Source organism: Ruegeria sp. CJ9 (genome assembly GCF_056536625.1).
This window is the reverse complement of the sequence record NZ_JBQFPY010000013.1, coordinates 23,804-41,885: the sequence shown is the minus strand read 5'-3', so window position 1 is coordinate 41,885 and position 18,082 is coordinate 23,804. Positions and strand designations below refer to the sequence as shown.

Sequence of the window (18,082 nt, the reverse complement as noted above, 5' to 3'; positions counted from 1 at the left end):
ATAAACCAATCAGCAACGCCGCCCCCTAGGGCGGCGTTTTTTTTGCGTCTGTCCAGCTCTTATTATGGGTCTGGAACTATCGTAAATTTGCGGTGGGTTCAGTATCGACAGGGCTGCGTAGGTCGCCCGCGTGGACCTAGACGTGGTCAACCAAATCACTTTGCCCGCCCCGAAGCATGAGCTGTGCAAGCCTAGTTTGATCTCAGCTTATTCATAAATAGCTGCGGCACCTTCCGCGCGTTTTTCATGATCAGAGTGGGCGCACCGCCAACCTGATTGCGCCGGATTGCCTTATAATCTTCCGTCGATTTCCTGAAAATTCGACGGACGCTGCCGTTGCTGGCCCCGCCAAGGCGCATCTTGGCCAAAACTTCCGGAAGATAGGCTGCTGAAATGCGGCCCTGGCCGAAATAACGCAGTATGCTGTCATAATCTGCTGAAATCTGGAAGCTGTCATCATAACCACCCCACCGCGTGATGACATCGCGTTTGATAAATAAGCTCGGATGTGGTGGCATCCATCCACGTTTCAGATTGTGCGGGCCATAGGGTCCAGAAACCCAATGGCGCACCACCTTGTTGGAATCCCGCGCGGACACATATTCCAGATCACCATAGACCGCGTCTGCGCCGGTTTCCTCAAAGACCTGTGCAACACGATTCAAAACCTCTGCATGTGCAAAAAAGTCATCAGAATGCAGCAACCCGACCACATCACCGGTTGCTCGGTCCGTGGCGCGGTTCAGTGCGTCGTAAAGGCCCCGATCTGTTTCACTGACCAGCCGCATACGCGGATCGTTTCGGGCATTGAGCAGCTCTAGCGTGCCATCACTAGAGCCTCCGTCCTGAACCACATGTTCGTAGTTGTCGTAGGTTTGTGTATCCAGGCTTTGCAAGGCATCTGGAAGGGTGGCCGCACGGTTCCAAACTGCTGTAAGGATAGAAAATTTCATGCATAATTCCAAAGAATAACAAACGTGAATATCAATCTTTCACAACGTCGTAACCGCAGCGTACTTAGCCTTGCTGAGGTTCGACCAGAAAGCGAGGCTGGTTACCTTTTTGCATCCCCGCAATGATCCGTCCTGCCAGCAACGACTGAAACGTCAATCGCACGTTAAACCAAGACGTTTTGACAGCCTTAATCGCTGTAATATTTGGACGCATATCTTCCGTAGGAATATCCGTAATGCTTGGCGCTTTGGACATTGATCTGACCCAGAATAAGACCGGTTAAGCGCTGATTATCGGTGTGGAACAGGCGCATTGCCTCGGTGATGTCTTGCGCGGATGTGTCATTCCACTTGATGGTCAGCAGCACCGCATCCGCATTGCGTGCAATCAGGCGTGCGTCGGATACCAGCAATGTTGGCGGCGTGTCGATCAGTATGACGTCATAGAGCTTGCGCATGTCGTCCAGAAAAACCTTGAACCGTTCTGATGCAAATAGGTCCGCCGCATTCACCGAGGTCTCTTCACCAGCCAGAATATCGCAGTTCAGCAACGGGTCCTGAAAGATGACCTCTTGTGGCGTGGCGTCCCCGGACAGAACCGACACGATCCCTTTTTGGGGTGCGCCCTTGAGCTGCGCTGTCATGGTCAGGCGTCGGATATCGCCTTCGACCAGCAAGACCTTTTTGCCGATACCGACAAAGTTCTGGGCCAACGCCAGTGAATTTGTCGTCTTCCCCTCGCCCGGCAGCGATGAGGTCATAACCACAACTTGTGGCGGGCGGTCCACGTTGGACAGCATCAGCGAAGTTCTCAGGTTGCGCACCGCCTCGGCCGTGGCAGAGGACGGCTTGTCGGCCAGATATTCCAGAACCTTGCGGCGCCCGCGTGCAGGAAAGATCGGGATCTGACCCAAAACGCTGTAGCCGGTCTTGCGTTCCAAATCCTGCGCAGAGCGATAGCCTTTGCGTCGCGCTTCAGCCAACAAGACGAACCCGCCGCCCAGCATGAGGCCCAGTATGGCCGAGAGCATTAGCATTCGGGATTTTCGGGGCGAAGTCGGGATGCTGGGAATAACGGCGCGTGACAATTGCCGACTATCCGCCTTTTGAATCCCTTCCTGCGCCGATGTCTCTTTCAGCCGTGCCAGAAAATACTCATAAAGCAGCCGAACCGCTTCGGCCTCACGCACCAATTGCTGCAGCGTAATCAGGTCCGCATTCTGCTGCGCGATCTTTTGCCCAAGGTCTTCTGCCGATTGTGTCAGGGCCTGAACCTGCTGCGTCGACCGCCGCACTTCAAGCGCTGTGCGCGCGAGAAGGCGTTGAAAAGCGGTGTCAAAGACTGTCTCGCCCGTACCGGAATCCTCGATTTGCGTGAAAAGACGTTGCAACTGCGGGTCCTGGCTGGCTTCAGCCTGAGCCGCGCGGTTGTCTGCGGAAGACAGTGCGTCATACCGGGACTGTGCCGTGACACGGGTTGCCTCGGCAGATACACGACGTTCACGAAGATCTTTCAATTGCACTTCCTGCAACTGTAGAGCTTCGGGTGAGATCAGCGCAGTCGTCCCATTGAAGTCGCTGACTTTTGCCTCAGCCGTTTCCAATTCGACTTGCAGCTCGGCCACACGGTCGGTCAGCCACGCCGTCGCCTGTTCGGTGGCCTCAAACTTTACCTCGATCTGGTTCAGTACGTATAGTTCGACGATCGTGTCGGCTATCAGAGCTGACTTGCGTGCCGATTCCGTCTCGACCGTAACTTCGAACACCAAGCTTTGCGGCACGATTTTGACCGAGAGCTTCTTGAGCAGGGCAGTAATCACGCTGTCCCGGGTTTTCTGCTGGGTCAATTCCTCGGCCACCTGCTCGGGGTCGCTTCCGGCGCCAAGCACTAATTTTACGAACTGTTTGACTCCATCGAGTGCCGAGTCCGGCAGAAGATCGGAATTGAACTCGGGATCAGAAACGAGGTCCAGCTTGTCCACGACCTTGCCTATCAGGCCGCGGGACTGCAGCACTTCCAATTCGGAATTGACTTCAGCGGTGTCTCCGGCCAGACCGCCCACTACGCTTTGAAGGTCAACCACGCTGGCTTGATCGGTTTCCAGCATGACCACCGCAGTCGACCTGTATAGTGGCACGGCGACGACAAAGGCGTAATACCCTCCGATCAAAATGGCTATGGCGGTGGCCAGGGCAATGATCCACTTTCCACGCCATAATGTGCCTATCAAAACTCCTAAATCGACCACGTCATCTTCTGGCGCGTCACCCATTGGTGACCGGCTCGAATTGAACTGTGCTTCGTGTATTGGAGATTGCTTCATATCAAATAATTTATCCCAAATGCCGGATACACGCGAAACGCGTTTGAAGCCGCTCTCTACAAGGTTCCAGCGCATAAATAAAGGCCCGCCCGTATGCCAAACTGCCAGTTCAAAAAGCCGCGGTGAAAACCACCTTGCCCCTGCATTTCATGACTGCTGTTTGGGTCGGTTCAAACCAGGCTTCTAGCCACTTCCCCCTTATCTGACTATGGGCGCATGACTTCCGATCAACCCGTACGGTCGCCTAATTAAAAATCAATAATCTTAGAAAATTATTCCGGGTGAAGAACGATCAAGTCTCAACCCATGACTGAATGCTAACGTCATGCATCAAGTGAGAATGAGTACCCGCAAAGCCCGGGTTTCTGAACACGCAGCTACGGAAATCTGAGGGCAAATTGGCATCTCATCCAATGAAGTCGCACCAATCCAATAAGTTGGAGATCAACAGAATGTCCCGCGCAGTAATTGCCAGCAAGGCTGAACCAGCCTTTGTCAATCAACCCAGGCATCAAACAACCGATGAAGTGAAAGGGGTTGTTAATAATGATTAATCTTGGCCTTTCCATCACATCATTGGCGACGCGCAATGGTCCTGGCGGTATTAAAAACTTGAACCCGTCGCTTTGGCTCGACCCCGCCGATATGCGCTCACTGTTTCAGAACTGGGCAGGGACGATGCCCATACTGGGTCCGGGTCAACCGGTGGGGTTGATGCTGGATAAATCGAACGATCTTAAACCTGGCCCTGACGCTGTCACGGACGGGGGGTTAAACGATGGTGAGGCTCATTGGAATACGAACGGTGATGCAACCATTTCAAACGGACAAGTGCGCATCCACTCACCCGATGGGTCGTATTCAAACGTCGTGCAGACTGATATTTTAACGGTCGGAGAATGGTACCGACTAGAATATACAGTGACCGCATATGGCTTTGGTGGCCTGTCTATCAGCGGTGTGACGGGCAACCCGCCCTTGCCTACCACAATAGGCCGGCACAGCGTTATTATACAATCGAAGGTAGAATACCTTAGCATCAAGCGGCGATCGGGACCGACGGATATAACCATTGCTGATATAGCGGCCCGTAGCATTCCCGGATACCACGCCGCGCAGAAATTTAATGACGACCAGCGCCCTTTTCTTGCCCGGCACCCGATGAGTGGGATCAGGAACTTGATGGACAACTCTGCGAGTTTCGCAGGGTGGAACGATAGTGCTGGATCTCTTACTGCGACTGCACTGGGATTGCCAGAAATAGAGATGGTGAAACTGGCCGCGAGGGTCGGCCAAAGTGGTCTGACATTTGTTGCCCTGCCTTCGGCTGTCCAAGCCAAACAGACTGTTACATTCTCTGTTGTCGCCTCGGCGGCGGAATATCCAATCCTGCACTTTATCGGTGGCGACGGGTTTGCTGCGTCGCGCGCGGCCTTCGAAGTCGATTTGACGACGGGCGCAATCCTGTCCGGTTCAGCTTATGTTGAAAGCCTTGGCAGCGGTCTTTTCCGGGTATCCACACAATTGGACTACAACGGCACGGGCAACAAAAACCTCTATCTTCGACCCCGAGAGGAAATGGGGGTCGATGTTCTGGGGGATGGTGTGAAGGGCATTCTGCTTGCACAGGCTCAGCTTGAAATCGGATCCGCACCGACACCGTACCAGAACCGTATCAATCAGTATGACGTCACTGAATCTGGACAGCGCGCTTTCTGGTATCTTTCGAGTGATCAAATTGACGACGAACTTGTCGTTGAGTTCCCTGACCTGGGATCGGACGTCACTGAATTTTGGGCAGATGAGAACGGGGTCACGATCCGTGGCGGCCAGCTCATCGGGGCGGGTAACAGGGTGGTGCCGGGTGGTGCGTCTCTTTATGCCTATGGCGCAATTGGACGCGCATTGTCAGGACCGGAAACGGAACAATTGCGGAAATTTCTTGAGCTGAGGGCGGCGGTCAGGAGTTAAAGCGCAAACTGGTACTCTACGATGAGTGGATTTGCTTAGAAATCACCTCTTGCGGTTGACCGCAGGAGGTATTCCGCCAAACCGAAACCAATGCGCGGGTTTAAACTCGGGCCATGGTTGGGCGAATTGCCGTCCGCTGATTGGCCAGGTCTGGGATCGGTCAGCGCTCTTGTTTGTCGGCCGAAACAAGACAAGTGCAGCCGAATGTCAGACGGCCGCGCCACCTCTCTATGTAATCGAATGACCAGCCCAGAAATTCTGGACAAGTTAAATTTCGGATTTCCCATTTTTTTCAAACTGTTTTTAAATACTCTCGAGCCTACGTTTCGAACGACCCGTTTCCCATGTCGCCACGGCTCATGCAGGAAAGTGAACTCAATGACCGAAGCCTATATCTGCGATTATACACGAACGCCGATCGGCCGTTTTGGTGGTACTCTGGCCCCGGTACGCCCTGACGATTTGGGCGCGGTTCCTATACGTGCCTTGATGGCGCGCAATCCACGCGTTGACTGGGATGCTGTCGATGACGTGATATTCGGTTGCGCCAACCAGGCCGGTGAAGATAATCGCAACGTGGCGCGCATGTCATTGCTGCTTGCGGGCATGCCTGTGGCTGTCCCCGGTACGACCATTAACCGCCTGTGTGGGTCCAGTATGGATGCTGTGATCAATGCCGCGCGGGCGATCCGCTGTGGTGATGCCGACCTGGTGGTCGCTGGCGGGGTTGAGAGCATGTCGCGCGCACCCTTTGTTATGCCCAAGGCCGAAAGCGCCTTTTCACGAGCGAATGCTGTTTATGACACCACCATTGGCTGGCGTTTTATCAACCCGGTGATCAAGTCACAGTACGGTGTCGACTCCATGCCGGAAACTGCTGAGAACGTCGCCGAGGATTTCAATGTGACGCGTGACGCGCAGGACGCATTCGCGCTTCGCAGTCAAGAGCGCGCGGCCAAAGCTATCGCGTCGGGTCGGCTGGCACAGGAAATTACTCCGGTCGAACTGCCGCAGCGAAAAGGCGATCCAGTTCTGTTTGCAACCGATGAGCATCCCCGCAGCACGACGCTGGAAAAATTGACCAACCTGCCCGCGCCTTTCCGTAATGGTGGAACAGTCACGGCTGGCAACGCCTCGGGCGTCAATGACGGGGCTGCCGCGCTGATCATCGCCTCGGCTGAGGCCGCCAGGACATACGGACTGACCCCGATGGCCCGCATCGTTGGCGGGGCGTCGGCGGGTGTGGCACCTCGGATTATGGGTATCGGTCCGATCCCGGCCACGCAAAAGCTGTGCGCCCGTTTGGGCCTGAATCCCGAAGACTTCGACGTGGTTGAACTGAATGAGGCTTTTGCCGCGCAAGGTATCGCAGTTCTGCGCGCCCTAGGTCTGGCCGAGGATAGCGCGCATGTGAATCCAAATGGCGGAGCCATTGCTTTAGGGCACCCGCTGGGCATGACCGGGGCCCGGATCGCTGGAACGGCGGCACTGGAGCTGTCGTTAGGTGGCCACAAACGCGCGCTGGCCACCATGTGCGTTGGTGTTGGTCAGGGTATCGCCATCGCGCTGGAAGCCGTCTGATCGATTTACGAAAGCTCGGTAGAGCTGAGGACGTAGGAAAAACTGGCCGATGGAGGTTTCAATGCAGGTGTCCGGTGCGTAACTCCTTTGCCTCAACCTCGGGGCGATCCAACACTAAATAGATGTTTCAAAATAGAATAACGCCGGAGCCTTTCGACTCCGGCGCAACCAGCTTCCAGATTATTGCGTCACTATTGGAAGCCCATAAGCATCTTCGGGAGGAACAGTGACAATTCCGGAAGGAATGTAACCAAAAGCATTCGCCGCAAGCCGATCGGACCAACGAGACGCGAACTTTCTTGACGTTCGCCAAGAATGCACAAATGTCCGCTTTCTGTCTCAGTGAACAAAGCAGAGAGTGTCAAAGTTTCGCCTCCAAGACGCCACCTCTTCTCCAACATATTCGCCGTTGAGACCGCGTTTAATTAGCGCGGCAAGCTGACCTGCATCGGCCGTCGTAATGCCCCAACGGACCAGTTCTGGCGTGCCAATGCGCAATCCGTTCATATCGCCGTCAACCACGGCCAATGGCAGTCCGATGCCGCAAGCTAGAAACCCATTCGGGCGCAGCTTTTTCGACGCCGCCTGACCGCCTCCAAAGGGTTCGGCCAATACGGCGAACTGGTGGGAGTTCGTAAAGCCTTCGGCCCCAGCAAAGACCGGAACGCCCTCTGTGTCCAATGCGGTCGCCAATGCTTGCGACATTGCGATCATCCCCCTGGCATAGGCTTTCCCAAAGTCCCTCCAATCCAGCATGGTCACCGCAAGAGCGGCCGTCTTCGCAGCATCGAAGTTGGCAGTCATCCCGGGGAACGCGATGGCATCCAGCGCCTTTGCGATCTCGGCATCGTTGGTGACGATCAGTCCCCCGGCCGGTCCCCCAAGGCTTTTGTAGGTACTCATCGTCATGAAATGCGCGCCTTCCTTCAGCGGGTTCGACCACGCCCGCCCCGCTATGATCCCGCATTGGTGGGCAGCGTCGAACATGACCTTAGCGCCGACTTCGTCCGCGATGGTACGAATGTCGGCCACGGGGTGCTCAAACAAGTTCAGACTGCCGCCGATGGTGATCAGCTTGGGTCGTTCGGCCAGGGCCAATGCGCGAAGCTGATCCAGATCGACCGTGTAGCCATCCTTGTTTACGGGAGCCTCGACCGTGCGCAGGCCATAAAGCCCCGCACAGCCCGCGATATGGTGCGTCACATGCCCGCCAATCGACGCGGGCGGAGCGATAATCGTGTCACCCGGTTTGCAGGTCGCCATGAAGCCATACAGGTTGGCAATCGCGCCAGAGGGCACGCGGACCTCTGCGAAACTGGCATCGAACACCTCTGCGCAAAGCTGGGCGGTGATAACCTCGATTTCTTCGATCGCCTCCAATCCCATTTCATACTTGTCACCGGGATAGCCCAAGGACGGACGCGATCCGATACCTGACGACAAGAGCGCCTCTGCCTTGGGGTTCATAACATTGGTCGCCGGATTGAGGTTGAAGCATTCTTCCTCGTGGATCACACGGTTCCGCTCAGCGAGTGTCTGAACCCGGGCCAGAAGATCGGCCGAGGACGTGGACGCAGCCTTGTTGGCAATGTCCTGAACCAGAGTTTCACTTGTTATGGGAACCCAGTTTCGTTGTGCAAGTGTCATACGCCATCCTCCTGTTTGCTCCAATCTGGCGCCTTGAGCGTGACAGCGCAAAGCAGATTTGCTATTTCTGGGCGTAGAAAAACTAAGGCTAAGAAATGAGCGTCGCCCCCAAACGCCCGAAGGGCCCACCGCTGAACGCCATGCGGGCATTTGAAGCTGCTGCGCGACATGTGAGTTTTGTTGCGGCTGCGGATGAGCTTTGCGTCACTCCCGGCGCGATCTCTCAGCATATCAAGACGTTGGAAGATTGGGCAGGCATGTCACTCTTTCGCCGTAACGCCCAAGGGGTGGAGTTGACGAAGGCCGGAGCATCGCTGATCTCAAGGTTCACATCTGCCTTTGACGCGTTGGCGGATGCAACGCGCGCCTTGCGCAATCTTGGCCCAGACGTGGATTTTCACATCGCAGCCCTTCCTTCCGTCGCTCAGCTTTGGTTGCCGAAAAGACTGAGCAAGGTCAGAGCGCAATTGCCCATGATCAACTTCTCGGTCACCGCCATGGAAACCCCGCCGAGCCTGTCGAGAGAACTGTTCGATTTGGCGATTTTCTTCGATGTGCCCGATGGATCGCCCGATCAGGTCTCAATTTGTGCCGATGAGATTGTACCGGTGTGCGCGCCCGCGCTTCATGAACGGGTCGTAGACTTCGAGACAACGACGCTTCTGCACGACCAGACATGGGCAGATGACTGGGCCGTTTGGTCAAAGGCGACATCCACGCCCACAAGCGATCCGATACACGGTCCGAAGTTTTCCCTCTACAGCCTTGCCGTGGAAGAGGCCAAAGCCGGTGCCGGCGTCTTGATCGGGCACCTGTGCCTGATCGAAGAAGCGCTCGCGAACGGTTCGCTGAAACGTACCAGCGAGCGTACCTGCCATACGGGGCGTCATTTGTGCGCTCGACTGCCCGAAGACTCGAGGCGAAGACCCGAAACTGATCAAGTCGTTTCGCTGCTTTACTAGAAGTTCCCAAGGCCCCCATTCGAGCGTGGTGCAGCATTTCGTAGGTTTGGGCTCGCACCGGCCTTTCTCTGCGATGTGTCCCAAGAGGAAGAAGAGCCCAAAGCGGACGACGAAAAGATGGCCAATCGGTAACGGGTTTCTAGTGCGTTTTCCAAACAGCGGCTACTCAATTGCCGTGCGAAATGTTGCGGTAAGCCGTTTGTTCAATCCGTGATGAGGTTCGGCTGAAAAACCGTAGTGCAACTCCGCGAGGGCAGCGATGTCATTGAATATGACTACGGAGCCGCCTTCTTCATTCGCGTAAACCAAAAGTTTTTGGCAAAAGGCATCCAAACCAATTGCCGGAAAGCCCGCCATAGCTACGCCACCGGGTGCTGGTCCGCCGAACAGTAAGAGAACTGCATCCGGCAGTTCCACCCCTAGTTGGGATGCTTCGGTCGCAAAATCGATTTCCCCAAACCAGACAGTATCGTCCTGTCCCATCACAGCTGTCCTGAGACGTTCGACTGCCTCTGGTACGCTGAGCTGAGATCGCAGTTCGATGACGCCATAGTCGGCAAACAACCCGTTGGTCGGCGCTGGTGTTGCATCCAAGTCGTTTAAAACTTCGAGCATCTTGCTCTGAAATACACGCACCGAAGACGCGTCCGTGAGCCCATGCCGGATTTTGAGAAACTGGGAGTCCGTGTAGGTAATCTGCGGGCGATCATCCTGATCGAAGGAAAGAACGCGAAAAGGAAGGTCCAAACCTGCTCGCACGGTCTCTTTCAGAATGGGTGTGTTTATCTCAGGATCAGAGAAAATGAGCACACGAGACGCGGGCATTTCTACACCTTCGGCTTTAGCCAGACGCGAGTGGTCTATCGATGCGATTGGAGTAGGCCCCGCCTCGTCAACGGCAGTCTCAAGTTCTAAAAAATTTTTGTCCACCGCAGTCTGGACAGATGACGATTGTGCCAGACCGGATGTCGAAACCGACGCAGTTGTAATCATCGAGAGAACAAAGAAAAACCTCAGCACTTTAACACTTCCTGTTTCATTGTACTTTTCTCAGGGAAACCGCCGCCAGAGCTGCAAAAGCTATCTCGGCCGCAAGATAAAATAGAAGTAACCCGTTTGGAACTCCATCGATAAGAATGCTTAGTATGCGTCCAACGGCCAGTCCCGACATAAACAAAAAAAGAACCCACAGCGCGGGGCGTTGTAATTCTGGTTTCAAAGCGGCCGCCAACCAAAACAACGCGTTTGCGAGGTAAAGACCCATAATCGCGCGGAACACGTGGGTTTGGTTGGTCCCTTCCACCGGAAATCCCAGCAAAGCTGGAATCGAACTGCCGGGTATCAGACCGTATGATAACGCGATTGGCACGAGGCCAACGGCAGCAAGCAGAAGGACTAATCTAACACTCATGGAGGAATCCTTCTCGTAGAGGTTTCGCTTTTTTGCAAAATTCCTAATCGGTTTTCTGGGGCATCCGATGATCCGAGCCGGATGCCCACGCCGCAGTGAGAAAGGCGTATTGGTTGCCTCGCTTCCTCTACTGAGAGATGCCGCCTTCGGTTGATGTCTGTTCTTCAACATGGTCTTGATTGGCGACCGGTTTCCCGCGCGGAGGGAACTCCTCGAAGGTAGCGAGATGTGCCTGCACTAGTCGGGCGGCCGGGCCGAATGCCCACATTTTCTCACCCATCCAGCGGACGTACATCCCGCTTTCCTCCGCAGCTTTCTCGTAAGGATCGCGGCGAAGGTTGAAAAGCAAGGGGGCGACCAATTCTTCCTTCGGTCCTGACCAGCCGTGGTTTTGAACGACAAAATGCGCCTTCCAATCGTTGTAGCGTACGGCTTGGAGGTCCGTACCCTGATAGTAAATCAACTCGCGGCGGTTGCTCTCTTCATCCTCACCGGTGAGGTAAGATAGCTGGTTGTAACCATCGAGGTGCACTTTGTAGCCTTCATAGCCCTTTAGGAGTTTTTCTCTCAGGTCTGTGGGACCTCCAGCCGCAGCTACAAGTGTTGGCATCCAGTCCATGCCGCTGAAGATACCGTTCAAAACCTGTCCTTCAGGAATTTTGCCCGGCCAGCGAATAATCGCAGGAACCCTAAATCCACCTTCCCAGGTAGTACCCTTTTCCCCGTGAAAAGGAGTCGTACCACCGTCGGGCCACGTTAGTGTTTCCGGGCCATTGTCGGCGGTGAACATCACTATTGTATTTTCAGCAACTCCTAGATCCTCAAGGTGGTCGAGAACGTTACCAACGTTGTTGTCCAACTCCTTCATAACCACATCCTGAAGTCCGCGCCCATTGCCCAACATAGCTTCGTATTCGGGGCTGAGGTGAGTCCAGACATGTGCCCGGGCAGGTGCCATCCAGACAAAGAAGGGGGTATCCGACTCTACTGCTCGAGAAATGAAGTCCTTTGTGTAAGATGTCACTTCGTCGTCCAAAGTCTTTTGGCGTTCCGGCGGCGCAGGCCCATCGTCAATGATGCGCTGCTTCCCGACTTTTCCAAATCGCGGATCGACTGTTTCGTCCTCCTCGTCTGTGGCGAAAGAATGAATGATGTTGCGCGGCGCGAATTGCGCGTTGAATTCTGGGTCGTCTGGCCAATCCGGATCAGACGTATATTCCATGGCATTCAAGTGATAAAGCCAACCCCAATACTCGTCGAAACCTTTTGTAGTCGGTAGGAACTCGTTGAGATCGCCCAAGTGGTTTTTACCGAACTGGCCCGTCGTGTATCCCAACTTTTTCAAGAACATCGGAAGCGTCGGATCATCTGGGTTTAACCCTATCGGATCCCCCGGCAGCCCTACCGTGTGCATACCAGTCCGAATAGGCAACTGTCCGGTCATGAAAGCTGATCGACCGGCAGTACAACTTGGCTCGGCATAATAATCTGTGAGACGAGCGCCCTCAGACGAGAGGCGATCCAAGTTCGGCGTCTCGATGCTTTTGACACCTCCGTGGTAAACGCCGACGCTCGCCCAACCCACGTCATCTGCCATGATGACAAGAATGTTGGGCGGGGCATGCTCGTCGGCCCAAGCTCCTGTTAAAGCAAAGCAGACCGCACCCGCTACTGAGATAAGCTTGTTCATTAAGACCTCCCGACACGCAATTTCTCACCAACGATAGGAAAAACATCGGCTTGGAGGAACAGTTTAATTCGTTAACTTATCAGGCCAAACATATCTTGTGTTAAAACATCTTCGGCCGCAAAGTCTGCAAACATACACTCGTCGCGATTTAGCGAACAACGGGTTCGAGCCCAATACAGACCTTCCTTTTGTGTCAAGTTTGGCGCCTACCAAAAGAGCCAGAATTGTGAGTTAGGCCAAGCCATCAGTAGTAAACTCTCGGAAAAACCGAAAAAAATGGGTATCTAGCTGCTTTGGGCGCTTCCAGTTTTCATAAAATACGTCAGATATCCTATCTATGCCGCCGTCTCCGGCGGGCATCTCCTTCCGCAAGTTCTGGTGTATAGCTTTTTTGCACCGTGCGGAGAGGGTGTTTCGAAGCTGGCACCGCAGATTAAGCTTGTTCGAGTGTAACTATACTTTCGGATACCCAACCTATACCGATGAACGCCTAGCGCATCCTGTCATTCTGTAGTTATTTCGCCTTGCACAGTCCCATAATTGTGCTGCCACCTCCTACTAACCATCCCCCTGTAGGAGAGTTGTTTGCCAGCTTCGCAATGCAAGTGTGTGAGTGGATCCGCATTGTGAAGCTGGCCTTTTTTACCTTTAACAAAAAAGGCCCCGCACAATGGCGAGGCCGTAACTCGTTACCCCCTCACAAATCACTATTGGATTGGGTTAAGCTCAATACGGCAAGGACCGCCGCTTGGATTTAAAGTTCCCCGCGTCACCCTAATCTGGGATGATTGGCAACGCGGGGATAGTCTGGTCATGGGACAGACCAGTCTATTTGTCTGTTCGGGACTTTACGCCCGCGCAGGAACACAGCCGATATAAAGATATTCCGCAAAACGGCTTGTGATTTTACGCCAAAATTCACAACACCGTTCAGAAAGTTAGTAAATGCAAAAAGCTCTGATCATGAGACGAGGTTTTCCGGCTTAAATTGACGGCCGTGTAAAAGGCGGCTTAGTCCCGCGTTATCGTCATTCTAGAGTGCTTCAGCTACGGCATGCATCGTGCCCAAAACGGAAGCTTGAATGGACCTGCCGCCCGAAAGACTCTTGCCATCGAAAGAGATCATTCCCGTTTAGCGCCCGCTATCGCGCAGAAATGTCGACACAATCGAATAGTTGATTTTGTAGTGCATCTTTGACCAAATGTTAGGCAGAACCAACGAGGGAAAAAAAATGAAGAGATTTATGACCCCCACAGCTGTACTAATTGGGTCTCTAACCGTTGCAGCATGTGAAGATACTGGCAGCTCTACTGCGTCCTCAGAACTGACTCCTGCCCAGCAGGCATGTCTGCGAGATGTCGCCAATACGACGAACAATTCGCAAGTTGTGGTGCTGTCGTCTGCGTTTAGCGAGGCGGGAACACAAGTAACCGTCGGCGTTGGCGAGGACCGTGCTCCTTGGAATTGTATTGCTTACAGTGATGGCGCGACAGCTGGTATCGAGTTCCTTGGCGACGAAGGCGCTCTGTGACCAGTTTGGTGCGTAGCTGAGTACGGTTGCGCAGCACTGACTCGTTCTGTGTAAAGCTCGACTTGGTTTGTAGAATAACCACCATCGTATTCGCTGCCCTTTACCTGTTGGCGTTGTTTGCGTTTTTGACGGGTACATATGGCTGGTTGGGACAAGCCGGACCTGCCAGACCTGTGTGTAACGATTAAAACCAGGAAGAAACCCATTATCGCCACGATAGCAGGTCCCGCGATGGGCGGCGCGCTGGAGATCGCACTTGCCTGTGATTACCGTGTCGCCACGCCGGATGCATTGATGGGGCTGCCAGAGATCAAGCTGGGGCTGCTGCCAGGCGCCGGGGGCACCTAAAGGCTGCCACGGATTGCCGGGCTGGAAGCGGCAACGCAAATGATCCAAACGTTTTCGACCAATCTGAACATGCCTATATGCCGATGCTGATGACGGCGGAAAATGTGGCGCGGACCTATGGGATCAGTCGTGACGCCCAGGATGAATACGCTGCACTTTCCCAAGGTCGGACCGCCCGGGCTCAGGCCGCTGGCGCCTTTGGTGACGAGATCGTTCCGATCACTGCGATAAAGCGGGTCAAGAACCGCGAAACCGGAGAGGAAACCCTGGACGAGGTGACCTTGTCAAAAGACGGAGGCAACCGGCCGGGCACGACGGCTGAAACACTTGGGGCATTGAACCCGGTTGTCGAAGGAGGCGTGATTACTGCCGGAAACGCAAGCCAACTCTCTGACGGTGCCTCGGCTTGCGTGCTCATGGAAGGCAAAGTGGCTGAGCAGCAGGGCCTCACACCGCTAGGTATCTATCGCGGCATGGCTGTTGCAGGAAACGCACCGGAAGAGATGGGGGTTGGCCCGATCTTTGCAATTCCAAAGCTGCTTAAGAATGCAGGTCTTCGCATTGAAGACATCGGCCTTTGGGAGCTTAACCAAGTCTTTGCCTGCCAGGTTCTGTATTGCCGTGACCATCTTGGGATCAATCCCGAAATCTACAACGTGAACGGCGGTGCAATATCGATTGGCCACCCCTACGGCATGACAGGTGCGAGACAAGTCGGGCATGCTCTGATTGAGGGGAGGCGTCGTGGCGTGAAATACGTGGTGACCTCCATGTGTGTCGGCGGAGGCATGGGCGCCGCAGCACTGTTCGAAGTCGCCTGACCACACTGAAATGAGTTCAAGCAGAGCGTTATCTGGTTGAGTCATTGACATTCTGTCATCTGCGAAAGCCGCCATCTGCAAGCCTGCATTTCATGTCGACCGGAATTGGTGATACCTCCTGAAGCGTTATGACCAATGTCACGCCAACGATCCTTTCCACGGTTTCCAGCCAGTTTGTCGATGACTGGCTGGCGGCGCTGCGTGCCCTGTGCCCAGAGGCGCAGATGGCGTCGCTGCTTAGCCGGTCCGGTCTGAACGCGGATACGCGCTCGCCGAATGGTCGCGTCACGCTGGATCAGATCGTTTGCCTCTATCAACTTGCCGCAGTCGAGACCGGTGATGAGATGATGGGGCTTTGGAGCAGACCCGTCCGGCCGAGGGCCCTACAACATCTTCTGACCACTGTCAGGGAAGCCACGTCTCTTGCATCGGCGCTCTACCGGTTTTCAACGTTCTGGAACTTGTTGCTGGATGATTATCAGTTTGATCTGGAGGACGCCGACAACGCGTTGGTGCTTACCCTGAAACCACAAGGCGAAGTGCCGCTTCAGCGGTTTGGACATATGCTGATCCTCAAACTTGCCCACGGGCTCATGTCTTGGCTGGCAGGGCATGAGGTTCCGGTTAAGGCCGTTGATTTCGCGTTTGATCGCCCGGACTTTGATCAGGATTACGCGATTATCTTTCCTGCACCGCTGCGGTTTGGCCAACCCGCCACCGCCATCGCGTTTGATCCGAATGTAATGGGCCCTGTGCAGACTCGAAGCACAGCTGATCTTGACCGGTTTTTGCAAAACGCGCCGCGAGACTGGATTTTTACCTCTTCCCGCGAACACACCCAATCGCTGCGGGTGCGCACGTATCTGGGTCAGACAGGTTGGGATTCGGCGACCTTAACACAGACAGCATCCGCAATGCACATGACCCCGCGCACCCTGATCCGCAGGCTACACGCGGATGGCACGTCGTTTCAGGCCATAAAGGATGCCCTGCGGCGCGACATCGCAATCCGTGATCTTCAGGCGGGGCGCAAAAGCGTTGAAGCCATCGCACATGATGTCGGATTTTCGTCGGCGGCCAATTTCCACCGGGCCTTTCAACGCTGGACCGGAAGCACGCCCAGCTCATACCGCAAATCACAAACATAAGCGGCCATTTGTCACTTTTGGACAATTATCTGTCAGCGCACGAGATAGAGCTTAACGGGCTGGCTCGCTAAATCTTGCCGCAGAGAAGCATTTTCAGCTGAAGTTTCGCCTTCATAGCTCATCAGTCTGGCCATCCACGATTGCCGGGTTGTGGCGTCATCTGAGAACAATCGCCCTTGAAAGGATCCACCAATGTCAGACAAACTCGCCACCATACTCCAGGCCGCACGCGACCACGCCGAGCAGGTCATCCTGCCAAATGTGGACGCCTGGAACGCCACGAAGACATGGCCCCGTGATGCGTCGGACAAGGCCGGGGCCGCTGGCCTGACTGGGCTGTACGCCCCCGAAGAGTTTGGCGGCCAGGGCTTGCCACTTTCAGAGGGCATTCAGGTCTACGAACAACTGGGGCTCGGAGATGGCGCTTATGCCTTTGCCCTGTCGATGCATAACATCTGCACCTTCGCGGGCTGCGGCTATGGCACAGATGCCTTCAAGGAAAAGTGGGCGCGGGATCTGACCTCTGGCCGCAAACTGGCGAACTTTGCGCTGACCGAACCGCAATCGGGATCGGATGCCACAAACATGTATTCGCGAGCCGTGATCAATGATGACGGCACATGGACGATCAGCGGTGCGAAGGCATGGGTCAGCTTGGCGACCGAGGCTGATATCTATTTCACCGTGGTCAAAACCAGTGATGCACCCGGCCACAAGGATATGGCGATGATCGCCATTCCCGCCGACGCTCCGGGCCTCAGTTTTGGCCCGCTCTACGACACCCCGTCCTACAACTTCCTGCCTCTGGCCGAGATGTACATGGACAATGTCGTGGTGAGCGAAGACAATATCATCCTGCCCATTGGCCAGGGCCTGCAAGGCTCACTCATGGCGATCGATATTGCCCGCGTTTCGATTGCGTCAGGATGCTGTGGATTGATGCAAGCTGCATTAGATACGGCGCTGTCCTATTCCAAGAACCGCAAGATGTTTGGTGGCAGGAACCTCGATCTGGACGGGATCCAGTGGATGCTGGGCGAGGTTGCGACCGATCTTGAAGCCTCGAAGCTACTGTACCGCAAGGCGGCAGAGGCCCTTGGCACGCCCGAGGGCCCACTGATGGCCGCCCATGCCAAACGGTTTGTGCCAGATGCCGCAGTGAAGGCTGCAAATACCTGCACGCAAGTGCTGGGCGGCATGGGTCTGCTGCAGCCTTATGGTCTGGATCGTTTGTCCCGCCTCGCGCAAATGCTGCGGATTGTGGACGGGACAACCGAAATCAGCCGTGTAGTTATCGGGCGGGCCCTGCAAAAACGAGCGGCGTCCTTGCCTGATCTGCCAGTACCGAAAGGATTTGGTGAGACTGTCTGAACATTCCAACCCGCCGGAGAAACGGAACCGACCTGAAAATCTCCTCAGAGAGCGGTAAAATTGAAAGACCAGCCGCGCATATGCGGCCGGTTACTCGATATTGCAGACCTTGGTGCAACCGCAGCGAATTCAACCTTTGTCCGCTTCTCTGCCTCTAACTAAGCCACTCAGACTGTCCGCATATTGCGGTTCGTGGCTTGCTGCATGAGCAAAAGTTATTGGAATGGGAGAAGGCCTGGTAAGGGCTCAAAGCCTCTAACGACGCTCTGAACTAAGAACAGTTACATCAAACTTTTTGCCGACCATTGAGTGTTGAGGTAAAC

At 54.8% G+C, this 18,082-nt stretch carries 12 protein-coding genes and 1 pseudogene; 7 read left to right on the top strand and 6 right to left on the bottom strand.

The genetic code is table 11. The annotated features are described in order from the left end of the window. Positions 1 to 191 precede the first annotated feature (191 nt). A complete protein-coding gene (locus ACR0AJ_RS19705; RefSeq protein WP_480649249.1) occupies positions 192 to 953 on the bottom strand; it encodes a glycosyltransferase family 2 protein in 762 nt (253 codons plus the stop codon). Positions 954 to 1,141: 188 nt separating this feature from the next. Further along, on the bottom strand, positions 1,142 to 3,226 hold the full coding sequence (locus ACR0AJ_RS19700) for a GumC family protein (RefSeq protein ID WP_480649251.1): 2,085 nt from the start codon (positions 3,224 to 3,226) through the stop codon (positions 1,142 to 1,144). Between the two features lie 597 nt (positions 3,227 to 3,823). On the opposite strand from ACR0AJ_RS19700, the gene ACR0AJ_RS19695 reads away from it, so the two are divergent. Both ACR0AJ_RS19695 and pcaF read left to right on the top strand, forming a co-directional pair. Further along, a complete protein-coding gene (locus ACR0AJ_RS19695; RefSeq protein WP_480741697.1) occupies positions 3,824 to 5,248 on the top strand; it encodes a phage head spike fiber domain-containing protein in 1,425 nt (474 codons plus the stop codon). A gap of 378 nt (positions 5,249 to 5,626) precedes the next feature. Continuing rightward, positions 5,627 to 6,829 carry a 3-oxoadipyl-CoA thiolase gene (gene pcaF, locus ACR0AJ_RS19690; protein WP_480664400.1) on the top strand — a complete coding sequence of 401 codons (1,203 nt, stop codon included), beginning with the start codon at positions 5,627 to 5,629 and terminating at the stop codon, positions 6,827 to 6,829. A 339-nt stretch (positions 6,830 to 7,168) separates the two neighbouring features. Here the strand turns inward: pcaF and ACR0AJ_RS19685 are convergent, their stop codons facing one another. Continuing rightward, positions 7,169 to 8,476: a serine hydroxymethyltransferase gene (locus tag ACR0AJ_RS19685; RefSeq protein WP_170362755.1), complete on the bottom strand. Its 1,308-nt coding sequence runs from the start codon at positions 8,474 to 8,476 to the stop codon at positions 7,169 to 7,171. 95 nt (positions 8,477 to 8,571) lie between these two features. Between ACR0AJ_RS19685 and ACR0AJ_RS19680 the strand changes: the two genes are divergently transcribed. Further along, positions 8,572 to 9,438, top strand: a complete 867-nt coding sequence (locus ACR0AJ_RS19680; protein ID WP_480741695.1) for a LysR family transcriptional regulator — start codon at positions 8,572 to 8,574, stop codon at positions 9,436 to 9,438. A gap of 162 nt (positions 9,439 to 9,600) precedes the next feature. Here the strand turns inward: ACR0AJ_RS19680 and ACR0AJ_RS19675 are convergent, their stop codons facing one another. From ACR0AJ_RS19675 to ACR0AJ_RS19665, 3 genes are all read right to left on the bottom strand, one after another. After that, positions 9,601 to 10,458 (bottom strand): DUF302 domain-containing protein, encoded by an 858-nt coding sequence (locus tag ACR0AJ_RS19675; protein ID WP_170414467.1) that lies wholly within the window; start codon positions 10,456 to 10,458, stop codon positions 9,601 to 9,603. 16 nt (positions 10,459 to 10,474) lie between these two features. Further along, complete coding sequence (locus ACR0AJ_RS19670; protein WP_170379775.1) at positions 10,475 to 10,849, bottom strand: DUF4345 domain-containing protein; 375 nt, start codon at positions 10,847 to 10,849, stop codon at positions 10,475 to 10,477. Between the two features lie 127 nt (positions 10,850 to 10,976). Continuing rightward, entirely contained in the window at positions 10,977 to 12,539 is a 1,563-nt protein-coding gene (locus ACR0AJ_RS19665; protein WP_480741693.1) for an arylsulfatase, read from the bottom strand. Positions 12,540 to 14,209: 1,670 nt separating this feature from the next. Between ACR0AJ_RS19665 and ACR0AJ_RS19660 the strand changes: the two genes are divergently transcribed. From ACR0AJ_RS19660 to ACR0AJ_RS19645, 4 genes and pseudogenes are all read left to right on the top strand, one after another. After that, complete coding sequence (locus ACR0AJ_RS19660) at positions 14,210 to 14,419, top strand: enoyl-CoA hydratase/isomerase family protein (protein WP_254440287.1); 210 nt, start codon at positions 14,210 to 14,212, stop codon at positions 14,417 to 14,419. 35 nt (positions 14,420 to 14,454) lie between these two features. Then, a pseudogene (locus ACR0AJ_RS19655) lies at positions 14,455 to 15,240 on the top strand (acetyl-CoA C-acyltransferase); the annotation flags it as partial. Between the two features lie 128 nt (positions 15,241 to 15,368). Next, entirely contained in the window at positions 15,369 to 16,388 is a 1,020-nt protein-coding gene (locus ACR0AJ_RS19650) for an AraC family transcriptional regulator (protein WP_170351982.1), read from the top strand. Between the two features lie 192 nt (positions 16,389 to 16,580). Beyond that, entirely contained in the window at positions 16,581 to 17,759 is a 1,179-nt protein-coding gene (locus ACR0AJ_RS19645) for an acyl-CoA dehydrogenase family protein (protein ID WP_480649261.1), read from the top strand. Positions 17,760 to 18,082: the final 323 nt, after the last annotated feature.

What these genes read in the sequence shown, in the direction of transcription:
- ACR0AJ_RS19665 (WP_480741693.1), bottom strand. Translation starts at nt 12,539, where the DNA reads ATGAACAAGCTTATCTCAGTAGCGGGTGCGGTCTGCTTTGCTTTAACA.
- pcaF (WP_480664400.1), top strand. Translation starts at nt 5,627, where the DNA reads ATGACCGAAGCCTATATCTGCGATTATACACGAACGCCGATCGGCCGT.
- ACR0AJ_RS19680 (WP_480741695.1), top strand. Translation starts at nt 8,572, where the DNA reads ATGAGCGTCGCCCCCAAACGCCCGAAGGGCCCACCGCTGAACGCCATG.
- ACR0AJ_RS19660 (WP_254440287.1), top strand. Translation starts at nt 14,210, where the DNA reads ATGGCTGGTTGGGACAAGCCGGACCTGCCAGACCTGTGTGTAACGATT.
- ACR0AJ_RS19695 (WP_480741697.1), top strand. Translation starts at nt 3,824, where the DNA reads ATGATTAATCTTGGCCTTTCCATCACATCATTGGCGACGCGCAATGGT.
- ACR0AJ_RS19650 (WP_170351982.1), top strand. Translation starts at nt 15,369, where the DNA reads ATGACCAATGTCACGCCAACGATCCTTTCCACGGTTTCCAGCCAGTTT.
- ACR0AJ_RS19645 (WP_480649261.1), top strand. Translation starts at nt 16,581, where the DNA reads ATGTCAGACAAACTCGCCACCATACTCCAGGCCGCACGCGACCACGCC.
- ACR0AJ_RS19705 (WP_480649249.1), bottom strand. Translation starts at nt 953, where the DNA reads ATGAAATTTTCTATCCTTACAGCAGTTTGGAACCGTGCGGCCACCCTT.
- ACR0AJ_RS19700 (WP_480649251.1), bottom strand. Translation starts at nt 3,226, where the DNA reads ATGGGTGACGCGCCAGAAGATGACGTGGTCGATTTAGGAGTTTTGATA.
- ACR0AJ_RS19685 (WP_170362755.1), bottom strand. Translation starts at nt 8,476, where the DNA reads ATGACACTTGCACAACGAAACTGGGTTCCCATAACAAGTGAAACTCTG.
- ACR0AJ_RS19670 (WP_170379775.1), bottom strand. Translation starts at nt 10,849, where the DNA reads ATGAGTGTTAGATTAGTCCTTCTGCTTGCTGCCGTTGGCCTCGTGCCA.